Annotated in this window: 14 protein-coding genes; 13 read left to right on the top strand and 1 reads right to left on the bottom strand. The window is 73.6% G+C overall.

The window, feature by feature from the left end; genetic code table 11:
* Positions 1 to 12: 12 nt before the first annotated feature.
* Positions 13 to 792, bottom strand: a complete 780-nt coding sequence (locus tag ACSMHG_RS00070; protein ID WP_435741277.1) for a sulfotransferase family protein — start codon at positions 790 to 792, stop codon at positions 13 to 15.
* Positions 793 to 871: 79 nt separating this feature from the next.
* Between ACSMHG_RS00070 and ACSMHG_RS00065 the strand changes: the two genes are divergently transcribed.
* From ACSMHG_RS00065 to ACSMHG_RS00005, 13 genes are all read left to right on the top strand, one after another.
* Positions 872 to 1924, top strand: a complete 1053-nt coding sequence (locus tag ACSMHG_RS00065; protein ID WP_435741276.1) for a sensor histidine kinase — start codon at positions 872 to 874, stop codon at positions 1922 to 1924.
* 112 nt (positions 1925 to 2036) lie between these two features.
* Positions 2037 to 3143 carry a phenylalanine--tRNA ligase subunit alpha gene (pheS, locus tag ACSMHG_RS00060; RefSeq protein WP_435741275.1) on the top strand — a complete coding sequence of 369 codons (1107 nt, stop codon included), beginning with the start codon at positions 2037 to 2039 and terminating at the stop codon, positions 3141 to 3143.
* 3 nt (positions 3144 to 3146) lie between these two features.
* The gene (gene pheT, locus ACSMHG_RS00055; protein WP_435741274.1) at positions 3147 to 5645 is read left to right on the top strand and encodes a phenylalanine--tRNA ligase subunit beta; all 2499 of its coding nucleotides are present in this window, start codon (positions 3147 to 3149) and stop codon (positions 5643 to 5645) included.
* Positions 5646 to 5778: 133 nt separating this feature from the next.
* Positions 5779 to 6840, top strand: coding sequence for an N-acetyl-gamma-glutamyl-phosphate reductase (argC, locus tag ACSMHG_RS00050; protein WP_435741273.1), 1062 nt, complete (start codon positions 5779 to 5781; stop codon positions 6838 to 6840).
* Positions 6837 to 7988, top strand: coding sequence for a bifunctional glutamate N-acetyltransferase/amino-acid acetyltransferase ArgJ (gene argJ, locus ACSMHG_RS00045; protein WP_435741272.1), 1152 nt, complete (start codon positions 6837 to 6839; stop codon positions 7986 to 7988). Before argC ends, argJ begins: the two co-directional genes overlap by 4 nt.
* Before the next feature lie 122 nt (positions 7989 to 8110).
* Complete coding sequence (argB, locus tag ACSMHG_RS00040; RefSeq protein WP_435741537.1) at positions 8111 to 8965, top strand: acetylglutamate kinase; 855 nt, start codon at positions 8111 to 8113, stop codon at positions 8963 to 8965.
* On the top strand, positions 8962 to 10137 hold the full coding sequence (locus tag ACSMHG_RS00035) for an acetylornithine transaminase (RefSeq protein WP_435741271.1): 1176 nt from the start codon (positions 8962 to 8964) through the stop codon (positions 10135 to 10137). The genes argB and ACSMHG_RS00035 overlap by 4 nt, the downstream gene beginning before the upstream one ends.
* Positions 10137 to 11081 carry an ornithine carbamoyltransferase gene (gene argF / locus ACSMHG_RS00030; RefSeq protein ID WP_435741536.1) on the top strand — a complete coding sequence of 315 codons (945 nt, stop codon included), beginning with the start codon at positions 10137 to 10139 and terminating at the stop codon, positions 11079 to 11081. Before ACSMHG_RS00035 ends, argF begins: the two co-directional genes overlap by 1 nt.
* Complete coding sequence (locus tag ACSMHG_RS00025; protein ID WP_435741535.1) at positions 11081 to 11620, top strand: arginine repressor; 540 nt, start codon at positions 11081 to 11083, stop codon at positions 11618 to 11620. The genes argF and ACSMHG_RS00025 overlap by 1 nt, the downstream gene beginning before the upstream one ends.
* Positions 11621 to 13054: an argininosuccinate synthase gene (gene argG / locus ACSMHG_RS00020; protein WP_435741270.1), complete on the top strand. Its 1434-nt coding sequence runs from the start codon at positions 11621 to 11623 to the stop codon at positions 13052 to 13054. It begins immediately after the preceding gene.
* A gap of 109 nt (positions 13055 to 13163) precedes the next feature.
* On the top strand, positions 13164 to 13616 hold the full coding sequence (locus tag ACSMHG_RS00015) for an NUDIX hydrolase (RefSeq protein ID WP_435741269.1): 453 nt from the start codon (positions 13164 to 13166) through the stop codon (positions 13614 to 13616).
* Positions 13613 to 15037 carry an argininosuccinate lyase gene (gene argH, locus ACSMHG_RS00010; protein ID WP_435741268.1) on the top strand — a complete coding sequence of 475 codons (1425 nt, stop codon included), beginning with the start codon at positions 13613 to 13615 and terminating at the stop codon, positions 15035 to 15037. The genes ACSMHG_RS00015 and argH overlap by 4 nt, the downstream gene beginning before the upstream one ends.
* The gene (locus ACSMHG_RS00005; RefSeq protein ID WP_435741267.1) at positions 15021 to 15617 is read left to right on the top strand and encodes a DNA-3-methyladenine glycosylase; all 597 of its coding nucleotides are present in this window, start codon (positions 15021 to 15023) and stop codon (positions 15615 to 15617) included. Before argH ends, ACSMHG_RS00005 begins: the two co-directional genes overlap by 17 nt.
* Positions 15618 to 15983: the final 366 nt, after the last annotated feature.

Genomic DNA, 15983 nt, shown 5'->3' with positions numbered 1-15983 from the left:
CTCCGGCCTTTCTCAACCCGCCACGCCCGCCGTGCGGCCGGCCGGGACCGATCCCCACTCCTCCAGCGGGTCGTCCAGCAGGGCGCGGAGCGCGGCCACGTCGTCGGCCACGCGCCCGGCGAAGCGCGCACGCAGGCCGGGCGGCACGTCGTCGGTGGTGGTCGGGCCGGCGGGTGTGGAGGGTCCGACCGGCTCCCACCGGCCGGGGTCGGCGCCGGCGTGGGCCAGCACCCCGCGGACCTCCCGGTCGGTGTGGTCGCGCAGGCGCTCCTGCACGACCACGTGCAGCTGCTCGCGGGCGAAGAGGTCGAGGTAGGGCGCGATCCGCTCGTGGTAGCGACTGCGGTCGACGTACTGGCTCGCCGGGTCGAGCAGGGCGAGCTCGGCCGGCCGCGGCTCGGTCCCGTCGCGGACGTGGTGACGCCACTGCGAGAGCGCCCGCTCGAAGGGGTCCCGCACGAGGTAGACCAGGCGCACGTCGGGCAGCACCGCGTGGATCCGCGACGGCGCCTCGGGGTGCGAGGGATCGGTGTACCCGGGTGAGGACTCGCCCCGCACCGTGGCCGCGGCGTCGAAGCAGCCGGCGTACCACTCGAGGCCGCGGTGCCACTGCCCGTCGCGCCACCACTCTTCCGGGTCCTCGTGCGGCGGGTGGTCGGGGCCGAAGAAGAAGTTCAGCTCCTTGCCGGGCGCCATCGCGACGTCCGGGTGGCGGTCGAGGAGGTCGTGGAGGGCGCTCGTCCCGCACTTCATGGCGCCGACGACGAGCAGGGTGGGAAGGGCTGCTGGCACGACGTCCGCGGTACCCCGGCCCCGGCGACCTGACCCGTCGCCGGCCGGCGCCCTGGCTCGGTACACCTAGGGTGGCGACGTGGATGCCCAGGAGCTCGCCGACTCGCTGCCCGACGGTGTCGTCGTGGCCGACGCCGCCCAGGACGTCGTCCTGGTCTCACGCCCCGCGGCGGTCATGCTCGGCATCGACCAGTCGGCCGCGATCGGACGACCGCTGGCCGAGGTGCTGGCGCTGCGCGACCACGACGGCAGGCCGTGGGCGCACTGCAACCGGCCCTACGAAGGCCTCAGCACCCGGACGGCGGTGCCCGAGCAGTCGTGGCTGCTCGCCAACGGCACCGAGGTGCTCGTGGCGGCACGGATCCACCGGCCCGCCCTCGACCAGCCGGTCGACCGGGTCGCCGTCACGCTCCGCTCCGGGCGTGGCCGGGCGCGGCTGGACCGCGAGCGCTCCGACCTGGTGGCGACGGTCGCGCACGAGCTGCGGTCGCCCCTCACGGGCGTGAAGGGCTTCGTCCAGGCGCTGCTGAACCGCTGGGACAAGCTCAGCGACGAGCAGAAGAAGCTGATGCTGACCACCGTCAGCTCCGACTCCGACCGGCTCAGCAGGCTCATCGCCGAGCTGCTCGACGTCGCCCGGATCGACACCGGTCGGCTCCAGCTCTACCCCCGCCCCGCGGACGCCGGCGTGCTGGTGACGCGGATCGTGGAGTCGGTCCAGGCGGGCACCGCCCGGGCGATCGAGCTGTCCCTGGCCGACGACCTGCCGCAGGTGCGGGTCGACCCCGACAAGTTCACCCAGGTGCTCACCAACCTGGTCGAGAACGGCGTGCGCCACGGCGACGGGGCGGTGCGGGTCCGGCTGGAGGCGGTCGGCCCGAGGGAGGAGCCCGATCCGCCGGGGGTCCGGATCACCGTGGAGGACGAGGGCGAGGGCATCCCGGAGGAGATGCGGCGGCGGGTCTTCACGAAGTTCTGGAAGGGCGGGGTCCGCGGCGGCTCCGGTCTCGGGCTCTACATCGTCCACGGGCTGGTGCGCGCGCACGGCGGCACGGTGACGATCGGCGACGCGCCCGGGGGCGGAGCCCGGCTGGTCACCACCTGGCCCGCGGACGGCGGGGATCCGGCCTGAGCGCACGGCGGGGTCCACGGCGGTGTCCACGGCGCCGCACCGGTGCGCGGGTCGGCCGCGCTCCTTCCTAGACTTGCCGACGACCGGCCGGTCACCAGCTGGAGAGGCGCGCATGTCCGGACCCAACACCGACTACGACCCCGTGGAGGTCACTCCCTTGAAGCCCGAGGAGGTCGAGTCCGCCCGCGACGCCGCGCTCGCCGCCGTCGCCGCCGCCCGCGACCTCGCCGAGCTCAAGCAGGTGCGCATCGACCACACCGGCGACCGCTCGCCGCTCGCGCTGGCCAACCGCGAGATCGGCGCGCTGCCGCCCCAGGCGCGCAAGGAGGCCGGCCAGCGGATCGGCCAGGCCCGTGGAGCGGTCAACCAGGCGATCGCGCAGCGGCAGGCGGTGCTCGAGGTCGAGCACGAGGAGCGGATGCTCGCCGAGGAGACCGTCGACGTGACCCTGCCGACCGACCGCGCGCCCGTCGGTGCCCGGCACCCGATCACCACCGGGTCCGAGCGGATCGCCGACATCTTCGTCGCGATGGGCTGGGAGGTCGCCGAGGGCCCGGTGATCGAGGCCGAGTGGCTCAACTTCGACGCCTTGAACCTCGGTCCGGACCACCCGGCGCGCACCATGCAGGACACCTTCTGGACCGAGCCGGCCGAGCAGGGGCTCGTGCTGCGCACCCACACCTCGCCGGTCCAGGCCCGCACCATGCTGACCCGCGAGCCCCCGATCTACGTCGTGTGCCCGGGCCGGGTCTTCCGCACCGACGAGTACGACGCCACGCACAGCCCGATGTTCCACCAGGTGGAGGGCCTCGCCGTCGACGAGGGCATCACGATGGCCCACCTCAAGGGCACCCTCGACCACTTCGCCGCCCGGATGTTCGGCGAGGGCATGACGACGCGGTTCCGTCCGTCGTACTTCCCCTTCACCGAGCCCTCGGCCGAGGTCGACCTGCTCTGCTTCGTCTGCCGGGGCGCCGGCGAGCTCGACGGCTCGCGCTGCCGGACCTGCCGGGGCGAGGGCTGGATCGAGTGGGGTGGCTGCGGGGTGGTGAACCCCCGCGTGCTGACCGCCTGCGGCGTGGACAGCGACCGCTACTCGGGCTTCGCCTTCGGCATGGGCATCGACCGGACCCTGATGTTCCGCCACGGGATCGACGACCTGCGCGCGTTCTTCGAGGGCGACGTCCGCTTCACCACCGCCTTCGGAACGGAGATCTGAGCGATGAAGCTCCCCGCCTCCTGGATCCGCGAGCACGTCGACCTGCCCGACGGCGTCGGCACCGGGGACCTCACCGACCGGCTGACGGCCCTCGGACTGAAGCTCGAGGCCGTCGAGAGTGCCGGCGCCGACATCACCGGTCCGCTCGTCATCGGCCGGGTGCTCACCATGGAGCCCGAGCCGCAGAAGAACGGCAAGACGATCAACTGGTGCACCGTCGACGTCGGTGCGGCCAACGGCACCGGTGAGCCCCAGGGCATCGTCTGCGGCGCCCACAACTTCGCCCCCGGGGACCTCGTGGTCGTCGTGCTGCCCGGCGGCGTGCTGCCCGGCGGTTTCGCGATCTCGGCGCGCAAGACCTACGGGCACGTCTCCGCGGGGATGATCTGCTCCGCGCGGGAGCTCGGTCTCGGCGAGGACCACGACGGGATCATCGTGCTCCCCGCGGACGCCGGTGAGCCCGGTGAGGACGTCTTCGACCTCCTCGGGCTGCGCGAGGAGGTCATCGAGTTCGAGATCAACCCCGACCGCGCCTACGCGCTGTCGGTCCGCGGCGTCGCCCGCGAGGCCGCCCTGGCCTACGACGCGCCGTACCGCGACCCCGTCGAGCGTGACGTGCCGCCCGCCGACGACGCCGGTCACCCCGTCGTCGTCGACGACCCGCAGGGGTGCCCGGTCTTCGTGGCCCGCACGGTCAGCGGGTTCGACCCGACGGCACCGACCCCCGACTGGATGGCCCGGCGGATCCGGCAGGCCGGGATGCGCCCCATCTCGCTGGCCGTCGACGTCACCAACTACGTCATGCTCGAGACCGGTCGGCCGATCCACGGCTACGACGCCGACAAGCTCCAGGGCGCGGTCCGCGTGCGCCGGGCGCGCGAGGGCGAGCGGCTGACCACCCTCGACGGGACCGACCGGGTCCTCTCGCCCGAGGACCTCGTCGTCACCGACGACTCCGGCATCATCGGCCTCGGCGGCGTCATGGGTGGCGAGGCGACGGAGATGTCGGGCACCACGACGCGGGTCCTCGTCGAGGCCGCCCACTGGGACCCCGTCGCGATGTTCCGCACCGGCAAGCGGCACAAGATCTCCTCGGAGGCGGGACGGCGCAACGAGCGCGGGGTCGACCCCACCATCTGCGAGGCCGCCGCCGACCGGGTGGTCGAGCTGCTCTGCTCCCACGGCGGCGCGACGGCCGAGCCGGGCGTCACGGTCGTGGGCACGCCGCCTCCGGCCTCCACGATCACCGTGGACGCCGACCTGCCGGCCCGGGTCACCGGCATCGAGGTCCCGCCGGCCACCACCGTGCAGCACCTCACCGCCGTCGGCTGCGCGGTCGAGGGGACCGGGGACGTGCTCACGGTGACCGTCCCGCCGTGGCGCCCGGACCTCACCGACCCCTTCGACCTGGTCGAGGAGGTCGCGCGCGTCGTGGGCTACGACCGGGTCCCGTCGGTGCTGCCGACCCCGCGGGCCGGTCGCGGCCTCACCCGCGAGCAGCGCCTGCGTCGTCGGGTCGGCCGCACGCTCGCCGGCGCCGGCTGCGTCGAGGTGCTGACCTTCCCGTTCGTCGGCGAGGCCGCCCTCGACGCCCTCGGCCTCGACGCCGACGACCCGAGGCGCAGGACCACCCGGCTGGCCAACCCGCTGTCGGCGGAGGAGCCGGCGTACACCACGACGCTGCTGCCGGGCCTGCTGAAGGCGGCTGCGCGCAACATCGGCCGCGGTGCTCCCGGCGTGGCCCTGTTCGAGACCGCGACCGTCGCGTTCCCGTCCGGGCGCGGGGCGGCCCCGATCTACGGCGTCGACCGGCGTCCCTCGTCGGACGAGCTCGCCACCCTCCTCGAGGCCGTCCCGCACCAGCCCCTCCACCTCGCCGTGGTGCTGGCGGGTGAGCGCGAACGCTCCGGTTGGTGGGGCGAGGGCCGACCGGCCGGCTGGGCCGACGCGCTCGCCGTGGTCCGGGTCGTCGCCGAGGAGCTGGGCCTGGACCTCGTGGTCGAGTCCGCCGCGCTCGCGCCGTGGCACCCCGGCCGGTGCGCCCGGCTCTCCGTCGCCGACCCCCAGCGGGGGCAGGTCGAGCTCGGCCACGCCGGCGAGCTGCACCCGCGGGTCTGCCAGGCGTTCGGGCTGCCCGCCCGCAGCGCCGCCGTCGAGGTCGACCTCGACGGGCTGATGCGGTCCGCCGTGGACGTGCCGGGCGGGCCCACCCTGTCGTCGTTCCCCGTCGCGAAGGAGGACGTCGCCCTCGTCGTCGACGCGGGGCTGCCCGCGGCCGCCGTCGAGGCGGCGCTGCGCGAGGGCGCGGGTCCGCTGCTGGAGTCGGTCCGGCTCTTCGACGTCTTCACCGGCGAGCAGGTGGGCGAGGGCCGGAAGTCGCTGGCGTTCGCGCTGCGGTTCCGCGCCCCGGACCGCACGCTGACCGAGGAGGAGACGGCCCGGGCCCGCGAGGCCGCCGTCGCCCTCGCCGGTGAGCGCACCGGGGCGGTCCAGCGGGCCTGACCGGCTGCATCCGACCCCTCGCCGCTGATCGGCGACTGGCGACGGGCGGGCGCATGGTCGCGGGGCGCCGGGGTACCAGAGCCCCGTCGGCGGGCACCCGGGTTCGCATAGACATTCGCGGTCCGGTATGGTCATGCATATGTCCAGGAAGCGCGTCGCTGTCGCCGGAGCCAGCGGGTACGCCGGAGGGGAGCTGCTGCGGCACCTCCTGGTGCACCCTGAGGTCGAGATCGGTGCCCTCACGGGCGCCTCGAACGCGGGGGAGACCCTCGGGCGGCTGCAGCCGCACCTGGTGCCCCTGGCCGACCGGGTGCTCGAGCCCACCAACACCGACACCCTCGGCGGCCACGACGTCGTCTTCCTCGCGCTGCCGCACGGCCAGTCGGGCGCCATCGCCCAGGCGCTGCAGGAGGCGGACCCCACCACGGTCGTGATCGACTGCGGTGCCGACTTCCGGCTCCAGGACTCGGCCGAGTGGGTCCGCTTCTACGGCGGCGACCACGCCGGCACGTGGCCCTACGGCCTCCCCGAGCTGCCCGGCCAGCGCGACCTCCTCGCGGGCGCCACGCGGGTCGCGGTCCCCGGCTGCTACCCGACCGTCTCGACCCTCGCCCTCGCCCCGGCCGTCGCCGCCGGCCTCGTCGAGCCGGACGTCGTCGTGGTCGCGGCGTCGGGCACCAGCGGTGCCGGGAAGGCGGCCAAGCCGCACCTGCTCGGCAGCGAGGTCATGGGCAACGCCAGCGCGTACGGCGTGGGGGGCTCCCACCGGCACACCCCCGAGATCACCCAGAACCTGTCCACGCTGCTGAGCAGCGTGGCCGGTACCGACCGGGTGACCGTGAGCTTCACGCCGCTGCTGGTCCCGATGTCGCGGGGGATCCTGGCCACCTGCACCGCCCGCCTCGTCGACGGGGTGGGGGCTGAGGACGTCCGCGACGCCTACGTCAAGGCCTACGCCGACGAGCAGTTCGTCCACGTCCTGCCCGAGGGGCTGTGGCCGCAGACCCAGTCGGTCGTCGGCTCCAACGCCGTCCACGTCCAGGCGACCGTCGACGAGTCCGCACGGCGCCTCGTCGCCGTGGGTGCCGTCGACAACCTGGCCAAGGGCACCGCCGGCGCCGCGGTCCAGTGCATGAACCTCGCGCTCGGCCTGAACGAGGGCACGGGCCTCACCACGATCGGGGTGGCGCCGTGAGCTGCACCGTCCCCCAGGGCTTCCGCGCGGCCGGCGTCGAGGCCGGCCTCAAGACCAGCGGCGGCAAGGACCTGGCGCTCGTCGTCAACGAGGGTCCCCGCTTCGACTCGGCCACCGTCTTCACGGCCAACCGCTGCAAGGCCAACCCGATCCTGTGGAGCCAGGAGGTCGTCAAGGACGGGATCGTCCGGGCGGTCGTCCTCAACTCCGGCGGGGCGAACTGCTACACCGGCCCGGACGGTTTCCAGACCACCCACGCGGTCGCCGAGCGGGTCGCCGAACGGCTCGGGATCGGCGCGGTCGACGTGGTCGTCTGCTCCACCGGCCTGATCGGGCTGGCCAACGACCGGCAGCAGCTCCTCGACGGTGTCGACGCGGCGTACGCCGCCCTGTCACCCGATGCGGGCGCCGCGGCGGCCGAGGCGATCATGACCACCGACTCCGTGAGCAAGCAGGTCGTCGTCGAGGGCGCCGGCTGGAGCATCGGCGGCATGGCCAAGGGCGCCGGCATGCTGGCCCCGCAGCTGGCCACGATGCTGGTCGTCCTCACCACCGACGCCGTCGTGCCGGCCGAGGAGCTCGACACGGCGCTGCGCGCGGCCACCCGGGTCTCCTTCGACCGGCTCGACTCCGACGGCTGCATGTCGACCAACGACACCGTCACCGTCCTGGCGAGCGGCGCGAGCGGCATCACGCCCAGCCTCGACGACTTCACCCAGGCGCTCACCCAGGCCTGCACCGACCTCGCGATGCAGCTGCTCAAGGACGCGGAGGGCGCCGACCACGAGATCGCGATCACCACGGTCAACGCCGCGACCGAGGACGAGGCGGTCGAGGTCGGTCGCAGCGTCGCGCGGAGCAACCTGTTCAAGGCCGCGATCTTCGGCAACGACCCCAACTGGGGCCGGGTGCTCGCCAGCATCGGCACGACCGACGCCCGGTTCGACCCCGCCGACCTCGACGTCGCCATGAACGGCGTCTGGGTCTGCCGCCGGTCGACCCCGCACGCCGATCCTGCGACGGTCGACCTCACCCCGCGCGAGGTGAGCGTGACCATCGACCTCAAGGCCGGCACCGAGCGGGCCACCGTCTGGACCAACGACCTGACCCACGCCTACGTACACGAGAACAGCGCCTACTCCTCATGAGCACCGAGACCCCGGACAGCGGCACCAAGCCGAACAACGACTCCAGCGACCCCAGCGGCGAGTTCGACACCAGCAAGCCGGACCAGGCCAAGGCACGGACGCTGGCGGCGGCCCTGCCGTGGATGAAGCAGTACCACGGCAAGATCGTCGTGGTGAAGTACGGCGGCAACGCCATGACCGACGACACGCTCAAGCGCGCGTTCGCCGAGGACATCGCGTTCCTGCGGTTCGCCGGGTTCAAGCCGGTCGTCGTGCACGGCGGCGGTCCGCAGATCTCCACCATGCTCAAGCGGCTCGACATCGACTCGGAGTTCCGCGGCGGCCTGCGGGTCACCACCCCGGAGGCCATGGACGTCGTGCGGATGGTCCTCGTCGGGCAGGTGCAGCGCGAGCTCGTCGGGCTCATCAACGAGCACGGCCCGCTCGCGGTCGGCTGCTCCGGTGAGGACGCCGGGCTGTTCACCGCGGAGGCGACCGGCACGGTCGTCGACGGGGAGGAGGTCGACCTCGGCCTGGTCGGCGAGGTCACCCGCGTCCGGCCTGAGTCCGTGCTCGACCTGATCGAGGCGGGCCGGATCCCCGTCGTCTCCAGCGTGGCGCCCGACGTGGACGGCCAGGTCCACAACGTGAACGCCGACAGCGCGGCCGCCGCGCTGGCCGTGGCGCTCCGGGCCGAGAAGCTGCTGGTGCTGACCGACGTCGAGGGGCTCTACCTCGACTGGCCGGACCCGACCGACGTCATCGGCGAGATCAGCCCCGAGGCGCTCGAGAAGATCCTGCCCACGCTGGCCTCCGGGATGATCCCGAAGATGGGCGCCTGCCTGAAGGCGGTCAACGGCGGCGTGCCCCGCGCGACGGTCGTCGACGGGCGCGAGCCGCACGCGGTGATCCTCGAGCTGTTCACCAAGGAGGGCGTCGGCACCCAGGTGCTCCCGGGCGTCGACACCAAGACCCGGAAGGTGAGGGACTCCCAGTGAGCAGCCCCGTGGGCTTCGCCGAGCGGTACGCCGGCAGCCTGATGAACACCTTCGGGCCGCCGAAGCTGGAGCTCGTCCGGGGTGAGGGAGCCCGCGTCTGGGACGCCGACGGGAACGAGTACGTCGACTACCTCGCCGGCATCGCCGTCAACGCGCTCGGCCACGCCCACCCGGCGCTGGTGGAGGCGGTCACGGCCCAGCTGCAGACGCTCGGCCACGTCTCGAACTTCTTCACGACCGGTCCCCAGCTGGAGCTGGCGGAGGCGCTGGTGGAGATCGCCGGCGGCGGCGCCCGGGTGTTCTTCACCAACTCGGGCACCGAGGCCAACGAGGCGGCGTTCAAGCTCTCGCGCCGCACCGGCCGCACCCACGTCGTCGCCACCGAGGGCGGCTTCCACGGCCGCACCATGGGCGCGCTGGCGCTGACGTCCAAGGAGGCCTACCGGACGCCGTTCGAGCCGCTGCCGGGCGAGGTGACCTTCGTGCCGTACGGCGACGCGGACGCGCTCGCCGCCGCGGTCACCGACCGGACCGCCGCCGTCGTGCTCGAGCCGATCCAGGGCGAGGCCGGCGTCGTGGTGCCCCCTGCGGGGTACCTCGCCGCCGCCCGGCGCACCGCCGACGAGACCGGTGCCCTGCTGTGGTTCGACGAGGTGCAGACCGGCATGGGCCGGACCGGGCGCTGGCTCGCCAGCGAGGGTGTCCGCCCCGACGTGCTGACGCTCGCGAAGGGGCTCGCCGGAGGCTTCCCGATCGGCGCGTGCCTGGCGTTCGGCGCCGCGGCGGACCTGTTGCAGCCCGGCAACCACGGGACCACCTTCGGCGGCAACCCGGTGGCGTGCGCGGCCGGGCTGGCGGTGATCCGGACGATCGAGCAGGAGGGCCTGCTCGATCGGGCCACCGTGCTCGGCCGACGGCTCCGCGACGGCCTCGGCGCCGACGACCGGGTCACCGAGGTCCGCGGCGAGGGCCTGCTCATCGGGCTGGACCTGTCGTCGGAGGTGTCGGCGGAGGTGGTGGCGGCCGCCCTGCGGCGCGGGTTCATCCTCAACAACCCCACGCCCCGGCGGATCCGGCTGGTGCCGCCGCTCGTGCTCGCCGACGCCGACGTCGACGCGCTGCTCGCCGCGTGGCCCGGCATCCTCGACGACGCGATGGAGGGCGCGGCGTGATCCCCGGGCAGCCGCGCCACCTGCTGCGCGACGACGACCTGTCGCCGGCCGAGCAGGCCGAGGTGCTCGCGCTGGCCGCCGCCATGAAGGCGGCGCCGTTCGAGCACCGCCCGCTGGCCGGGCCGCAGACCGTCGCGATGGTCTTCGACAAGCCGACCCTGCGCACGCAGACCTCGTTCGCCGCCGGCGTCGCCGAGCTCGGCGGCCACCCCATGCTCGTCGACGGCGCGCTGGCCGGCATCGGGGTGCGGGAGCCGGTCGCGGACGTCGCGCGGATCCTCGGGCGCCAGGCCTCGGCGATCGCCTGGCGCACCTTCCGGCAGGCCGACCTCGAGGAGATGGCCGAGCACGCCGGCGTCCCGGTGGTCAACGCGCTGACCGACGACTTCCACCCCTGCCAGCTGCTGGCGGACCTGATGACGGTCCTCGAGCACAAGCCTCAGCTCGCCGGGCTGACCGTGGCGTTCTTCGGCGACGGTGCCTGCAACATGGGCAGCTCGTGGCTGCTGGCGGGCGCGACCGCAGGCATGCACGTGCGGATCAGCGCCCCGGAGGGCTTCACCCCGCCCGAGGAGGTCTTCGTGCGGGCCCGGGAGATCGCCGCCGGGACCGGTGGGTCGGCGACCTGGGTGGCCGACCCGAAGGAGGCCGCCGCCGGCGCCGACGTCGTGGTGACCGACACCTGGGTCTCGATGGGCAAGGAGGAGGAGGCCGCCGCGCGGACCGAGGTCTTCTCGCCGTACGCCGTCACCCAGGCCCTCTTCGAGACCGCGAAGCCGGAGGCGATCGCCATGCACTGCCTGCCGGCGTACCGCGGGAAGGAGATCGCGGCGGAGGTTTTGGACGGCATCCAGAGCGTCGTGTGGGACGAGGCCGAGAACCGCCGCCATGCGCAGAAGGCGGTGCTGACGTGGCTGCTGTCGCAGTCGGCGGGGGAGCGGTGATGACCGACAGCGCCCTGCGGCCGGCCACCAAGAACGCCCGGCACCGGCGCATCGTCGAGCTGGTCACCCACCACGAGGTGCGGTCGCAGGGCGAGCTCGCCGACCTGCTCGCGCAGAGCGGCGTGCGGGTCACCCAGGCGACGCTCTCGCGGGACCTGGTCGAGCTCGACGCGGTCAAGGTGCGGGCCTCCTCGGGCGCGCTGGTCTACGCCGTGCCCGCCGAGGGCGGCGACCGGCGGCCCGCCGCCCCGACGGAGACCGCTGCCGCCTCGCACCGTCTCTCCCGCCTGCTGGGCGAGCTGCTGGTCTCCGCCGAGGCCAGCGCGAACCTGGTCGTCCTCCGCACGCCCCCGGGCGCCGCCCAGTTCCTGGCCTCCGCCTTCGACGGCGCCGGCCTGCTCGACGTCCTCGGCACCATCGCCGGGGACGACACCATCCTGGTCATCGGTCGTGACGCGGAGGGTGGAGAGGCGCTCGCGCAGCGCTTCCTCTCCCTCGCCGACTCCTCCGCCCCCGCCAGCCCCCTCAAGGAGTTCTAAGTGAGCAAGGTCCTCACCACGCTGCCGAAGGGAGAGCGCGTCGGCATCGCGTTCTCCGGCGGCCTCGACACCTCGGTCGCCGTCGCCTGGATGCGCGACAAGGGTGCCGTCCCCTGCACCTACACCGCCGACATCGGGCAGTACGACGAGCCGGACATCTCCGGCGTCCCGGACCGGGCCATGCAGTACGGCGCGGAGATCGCGCGCGCCGTCGACTGCCGCCGCCAGCTGGTGGAGGAGGGTCTGGCCGCGCTCGCCTGCGGGGCCTTCCACATCCGCTCCGGCGGGCGCGCCTACTTCAACACCACGCCGCTCGGCCGCGCGGTCACCGGCACCATGCTGGTCCGCGCCATGCACGAGGACGGCGTGGACATCTGGGGCGACGGCTCCACGTTCAAGGGCAACGACATCGAGCGGTTCTACCGCTACGGGCTGCTCGCCAACCCCGACCTGCGCGTCTACAAGCCCTGGCTCGACCACGACTTCGTCACCGAGCTCGGCGGCCGCGCGGAGATGAGCCAGTGGCTCACCGAGCACGGCCTGCCCTACCGCGACAGCAAGGAGAAGGCGTACTCCACCGACGCCAACATCTGGGGCGCCACCCACGAGGCGAAGACCCTCGAGCACCTCGACGTCTCGCTCGAGACCGTCGAGCCGATCATGGGCGTGAAGTTCTGGGACCCGTCGGTGGAGATCGCCACCGAGGACGTCACGCTGCGCTTCGAGGCGGGGCGTCCCGTCGCGATCAACGGCACGACCTACGACGACCCGGTCGCGCTGGTCCACGAGGCCAACACCATCGGCGGCCGCCACGGCCTCGGCATGTCCGACCAGATCGAGAACCGCATCATCGAGGCCAAGTCGCGCGGCATCTACGAGGCGCCCGGGATGGCGCTGCTGTGGATCGCCTACGAGCGTCTGGTCAACGCCGTCCACAACGAGGACACCGTCGCCAGCTACCACAACGACGGCCGCCGCCTCGGCCGCCTGCTCTACGAGGGCCGGTGGCTGGACCCGCAGGCGCTGATGATCCGCGAGGCCATCCAGCGCTGGATCGCCTCCCTCGTCACCGGCGAGGTGACGATCCGGCTGCGCCGCGGCGAGGACTACACCGTCCTGGCCACCGACGGCCCGGCGTTCTCCTACCACCCGGACAAGCTGTCGATGGAGCGCACCGAGAACGCGGCGTTCGGTCCGGTCGACCGGATCGGGCAGCTGACCATGCGCAACCTCGACATCGCCGATTCGCGGGCCAAGCTCGAGCAGTACGCCGGTCAGCCGCTCGACCAGGGCCAGGTGCTGGTCGAGCACGGCACGCTCTTCGGCGAGCTCCCGGCCGGCGGCTACGACAGGATCACCGAGAACCCGGAGTACGCCGGCGGCACCGAGGAGGACGCCCTCGACGCGGCGGCGATGGAGCTGGGCACGGACTGATGGGCACGGACTGATGGGCACGGACTGATGGGCACGGACTGATGGTCACCTCCCCGCCCGGCCCCGCCGGCGGACCGGCGCGGGCCTCGGCCCGCCGGTCCGGGAGCGGGTGTGCGCCCGCGTCCTGCCGGTCGACGCCGCCGGCGAGGTGCTCCTGCTGCACGGCTGGGACCCGGCGGCGCGGCATGCGCCGTACTGGTTCTCGATCGGCGGTGGTGTGGAGCCGGGGGAGTCGCTCGCGGAGGCTGCGGCGCGGGAGATGCGGGAGGAGACCGGCCTGGCGGTGTCCCCCGCGGACCTGGGGGAGCCGGTCGGCCGGGAGGACGTGGCCTTCGACTGGGGGCCCTGGCACCTGGTGCAGGACCACACGTTCTTCGCGGTGGCCCTCGACGCTGGCGCCGTGGTCGACCTCGGCGGCCTCGAGCCGCTCGAGGTGGGCACGATCGACCGGGCCGGGTGGTGGACGCCGCAGGCGCTGGACGAGGATGGCACCGCAGCGAGCGAGACGCTGACGACGATCATGCGCGCCGCGGTCGACGCGGTGCTGGGAGGCAGGCAGTGAGCACCACCAACGAGGGCAAGCTGTGGGGCGGACGGTTCGCCGGCGGACCGTCGCCCGAGCTCGACGCCCTGTCGCGCTCCACCCACTTCGACTGGCGGCTCACGCCGTACGACCTGGCCGGTTCCCGAGCCCACGCGAACGCCCTCCACCGGGCGGGCCTGCTGTCCGACGCCGACCTCGCCGAGCTGCGTCGTGGGCTCGACGTCCTCGGCGAGCGGTACGCCGCCGGCGACCTCCGGCCGGACCCGAGCGACGAGGACGTGCACGGCGCGCTCGAACGGCTCCTGCTGGAGGAGGTCGGTGCCGAGGTCGGCGGCCGGCTGCGGGCCGGCCGGAGCCGCAACGACCAGATCGCCACGCTCTTCAAGGTCTTCCTCCGCGACCACGCCCGCGTGGTCGCCGGTCAGGTCCTCGACCTCGTCGACGTGCTGGCGGCGCAGGCGCGGGAGCACCTGGAGCCTCAGCCGACGATCATGCCGGGGCGCACCCACCTGCAGCACGCACAGCCGGTCCTGCTCTCCCACCACCTGATGGCGCACGCGTGGCCGCTGCTGCGCGACGTCGACCGGCTGCTCGCGTGGGACGACCGCGTCGCCGCCGACTCGCCGTACGGCTCCGGGGCGCTGGCGGGCCAGTCGCTCGGTCTGGACCCCACCGCGGTGGCCGCCGAGCTCGGGTTCACCGGCTCGAGCGCCAACTCCATCGACGGCACGGCGGCGCGCGACTTCGTCGCGGAGCTGGCCTTCGTCGCCGCCCAGGTCGGGGTCGACGTCAGTCGGCTGGCCGAGGAGGTGATCCTCTGGGCCACCAAGGAGTTCGGGTTCGTGACGCTCCATGACTCGTGGTCGACCGGGTCGAGCATCATGCCGCAGAAGAAGAACCCCGACATCGCCGAGCTCGCCCGGGGCAAGGCGGGCCGGCTGCTGGGCAACCTGTCCGGGCTGTTGGCGACGCTCAAGGCCCTGCCGCTCGCCTACAACCGCGACCTGCAGGAGGACAAGGAGCCGGTCTTCGACTCCGTCGACACCCTCGAGGTCCTGCTGCCGGCCTTCACCGGCATGGTCGCCACCCTGGTGTTCGACCGCGAGCGGCTGGCGGAGCTCGCGCCGCAGGGCTTCTCGCTCGCCACCGACGTGGCGGAGTGGCTGGTGCGCCAGGACGTGCCGTTCCGGGTGGCCCACGAGCTGGCCGGGGCCTGCGTCCGGGTCTGCGAGGAGCGCGGGATCGAGCTCCACGAGCTGACCGACGAGCAGCTCAGCGAGATCTCGCCGCACCTGACGCCGGCGGTCCGTGAGGTGCTCACCGCCGAGGGCTCGGTCGCCTCGCGCGACGGCCGCGGCGGCACCGCGCCCGTGCGGGTGCGCGAGCAGCTCGAGGAGCTGCTGGCCCGGGCCGCCTCCTACCGTGACCGGCTCGGCTGACCGGGCCGACCGTCTGGTCCGCTTCCTCGCCGGGCCGGTCGACGAGGTCGCGCCCCGGCTCCTCGGCTCGGTCCTCCGCCACGGCCCGGTCGCGATCCGGCTGACGGAGGTCGAGGCGTACGCCGGCCCCGCCGACCCGGGGTCGCACGCCTATCGCGGCATGACCCGGCGCAACGCGACGATGTTCGGGCCCCCGGCCCACCTGTACTGCTACTTCACCTACGGCATGCACGTGTGCTGCAACGTGGTCACCGGCGCCGAGGGCGACCCGAGCGCCGTCCTGCTGCGCGCCGGTGAGGTGGTCGAGGGCGTCGACGTCGCGCGCACCCGCCGACCCGGCGCTTCCGACCGGGACCTGGCCCGCGGCCCCGCACGGCTGTGCCGGGCGCTGGCCATCGCGCTCGACCACGACGGATCCGACCTGGTGGCCGGCCCCCTCACCCTCGAGCCGGGTGACCCGCCGGCGCAGGTGTCGAGCGGACCGCGCGTCGGCCTCCGGGGCGCGCCCGACCGGCCGTGGCGGTTCTGGGAGACAGGGGCGCCGAGCGTCTCGGCGTACCGGCCTGCCAAGCCGCGATGAGCCGCTCCCGGGCGGACTCGCGAGGGGGAGCGGGGGTCGATTTGGACCGGCCAGCACCCGCGTGTAATGTTCCTTCTCGCCGCGGCAAGCGGCTCCCACACTCGGGCCGACAGGCCAACACGAGCGGGAGCGGCATGTCCGGGGCACGATCCAGAAGGGCCCGCAGCCCCGAGTTGCGAAGCCGGAGCGGATCGGGTAAGTTTCTGCAGGTTGCCCCGCAGCCGGCCCGAGAGGGTCCAAGCGGTGCGCGTGTGATTCTTGAGAACTCAACAGTGTGTCATAGTCGACGAATTAGTTTGTTATGCCCCGTCGATCATTGGTCTGCCTTTTGGTGGGTTGGTGGTTGATGGTTTCTTTGACAATGAT

Origin of the sequence: Nocardioides ureilyticus (assembly GCF_051280745.1) — a bacterium.
Taxonomy (GTDB): domain Bacteria; phylum Actinomycetota; class Actinomycetes; order Propionibacteriales; family Nocardioidaceae; genus Nocardioides.
This window is presented reverse-complemented; position numbering and strand designations above follow the sequence as displayed.

Excerpts from the sequence above, each read along its gene's own strand:
- pheT (WP_435741274.1), top strand. The coding sequence starts at position 3,147 with ATGAAGCTCCCCGCCTCCTGGATCCGCGAGCACGTCGACCTGCCCGAC.
- ACSMHG_RS00025 (WP_435741535.1), top strand. The coding sequence starts at position 11,081 with ATGACCGACAGCGCCCTGCGGCCGGCCACCAAGAACGCCCGGCACCGG.
- pheS (WP_435741275.1), top strand. The coding sequence starts at position 2,037 with ATGTCCGGACCCAACACCGACTACGACCCCGTGGAGGTCACTCCCTTG.
- argC (WP_435741273.1), top strand. The coding sequence starts at position 5,779 with ATGCATATGTCCAGGAAGCGCGTCGCTGTCGCCGGAGCCAGCGGGTAC.
- argB (WP_435741537.1), top strand. The coding sequence starts at position 8,111 with ATGAAGCAGTACCACGGCAAGATCGTCGTGGTGAAGTACGGCGGCAAC.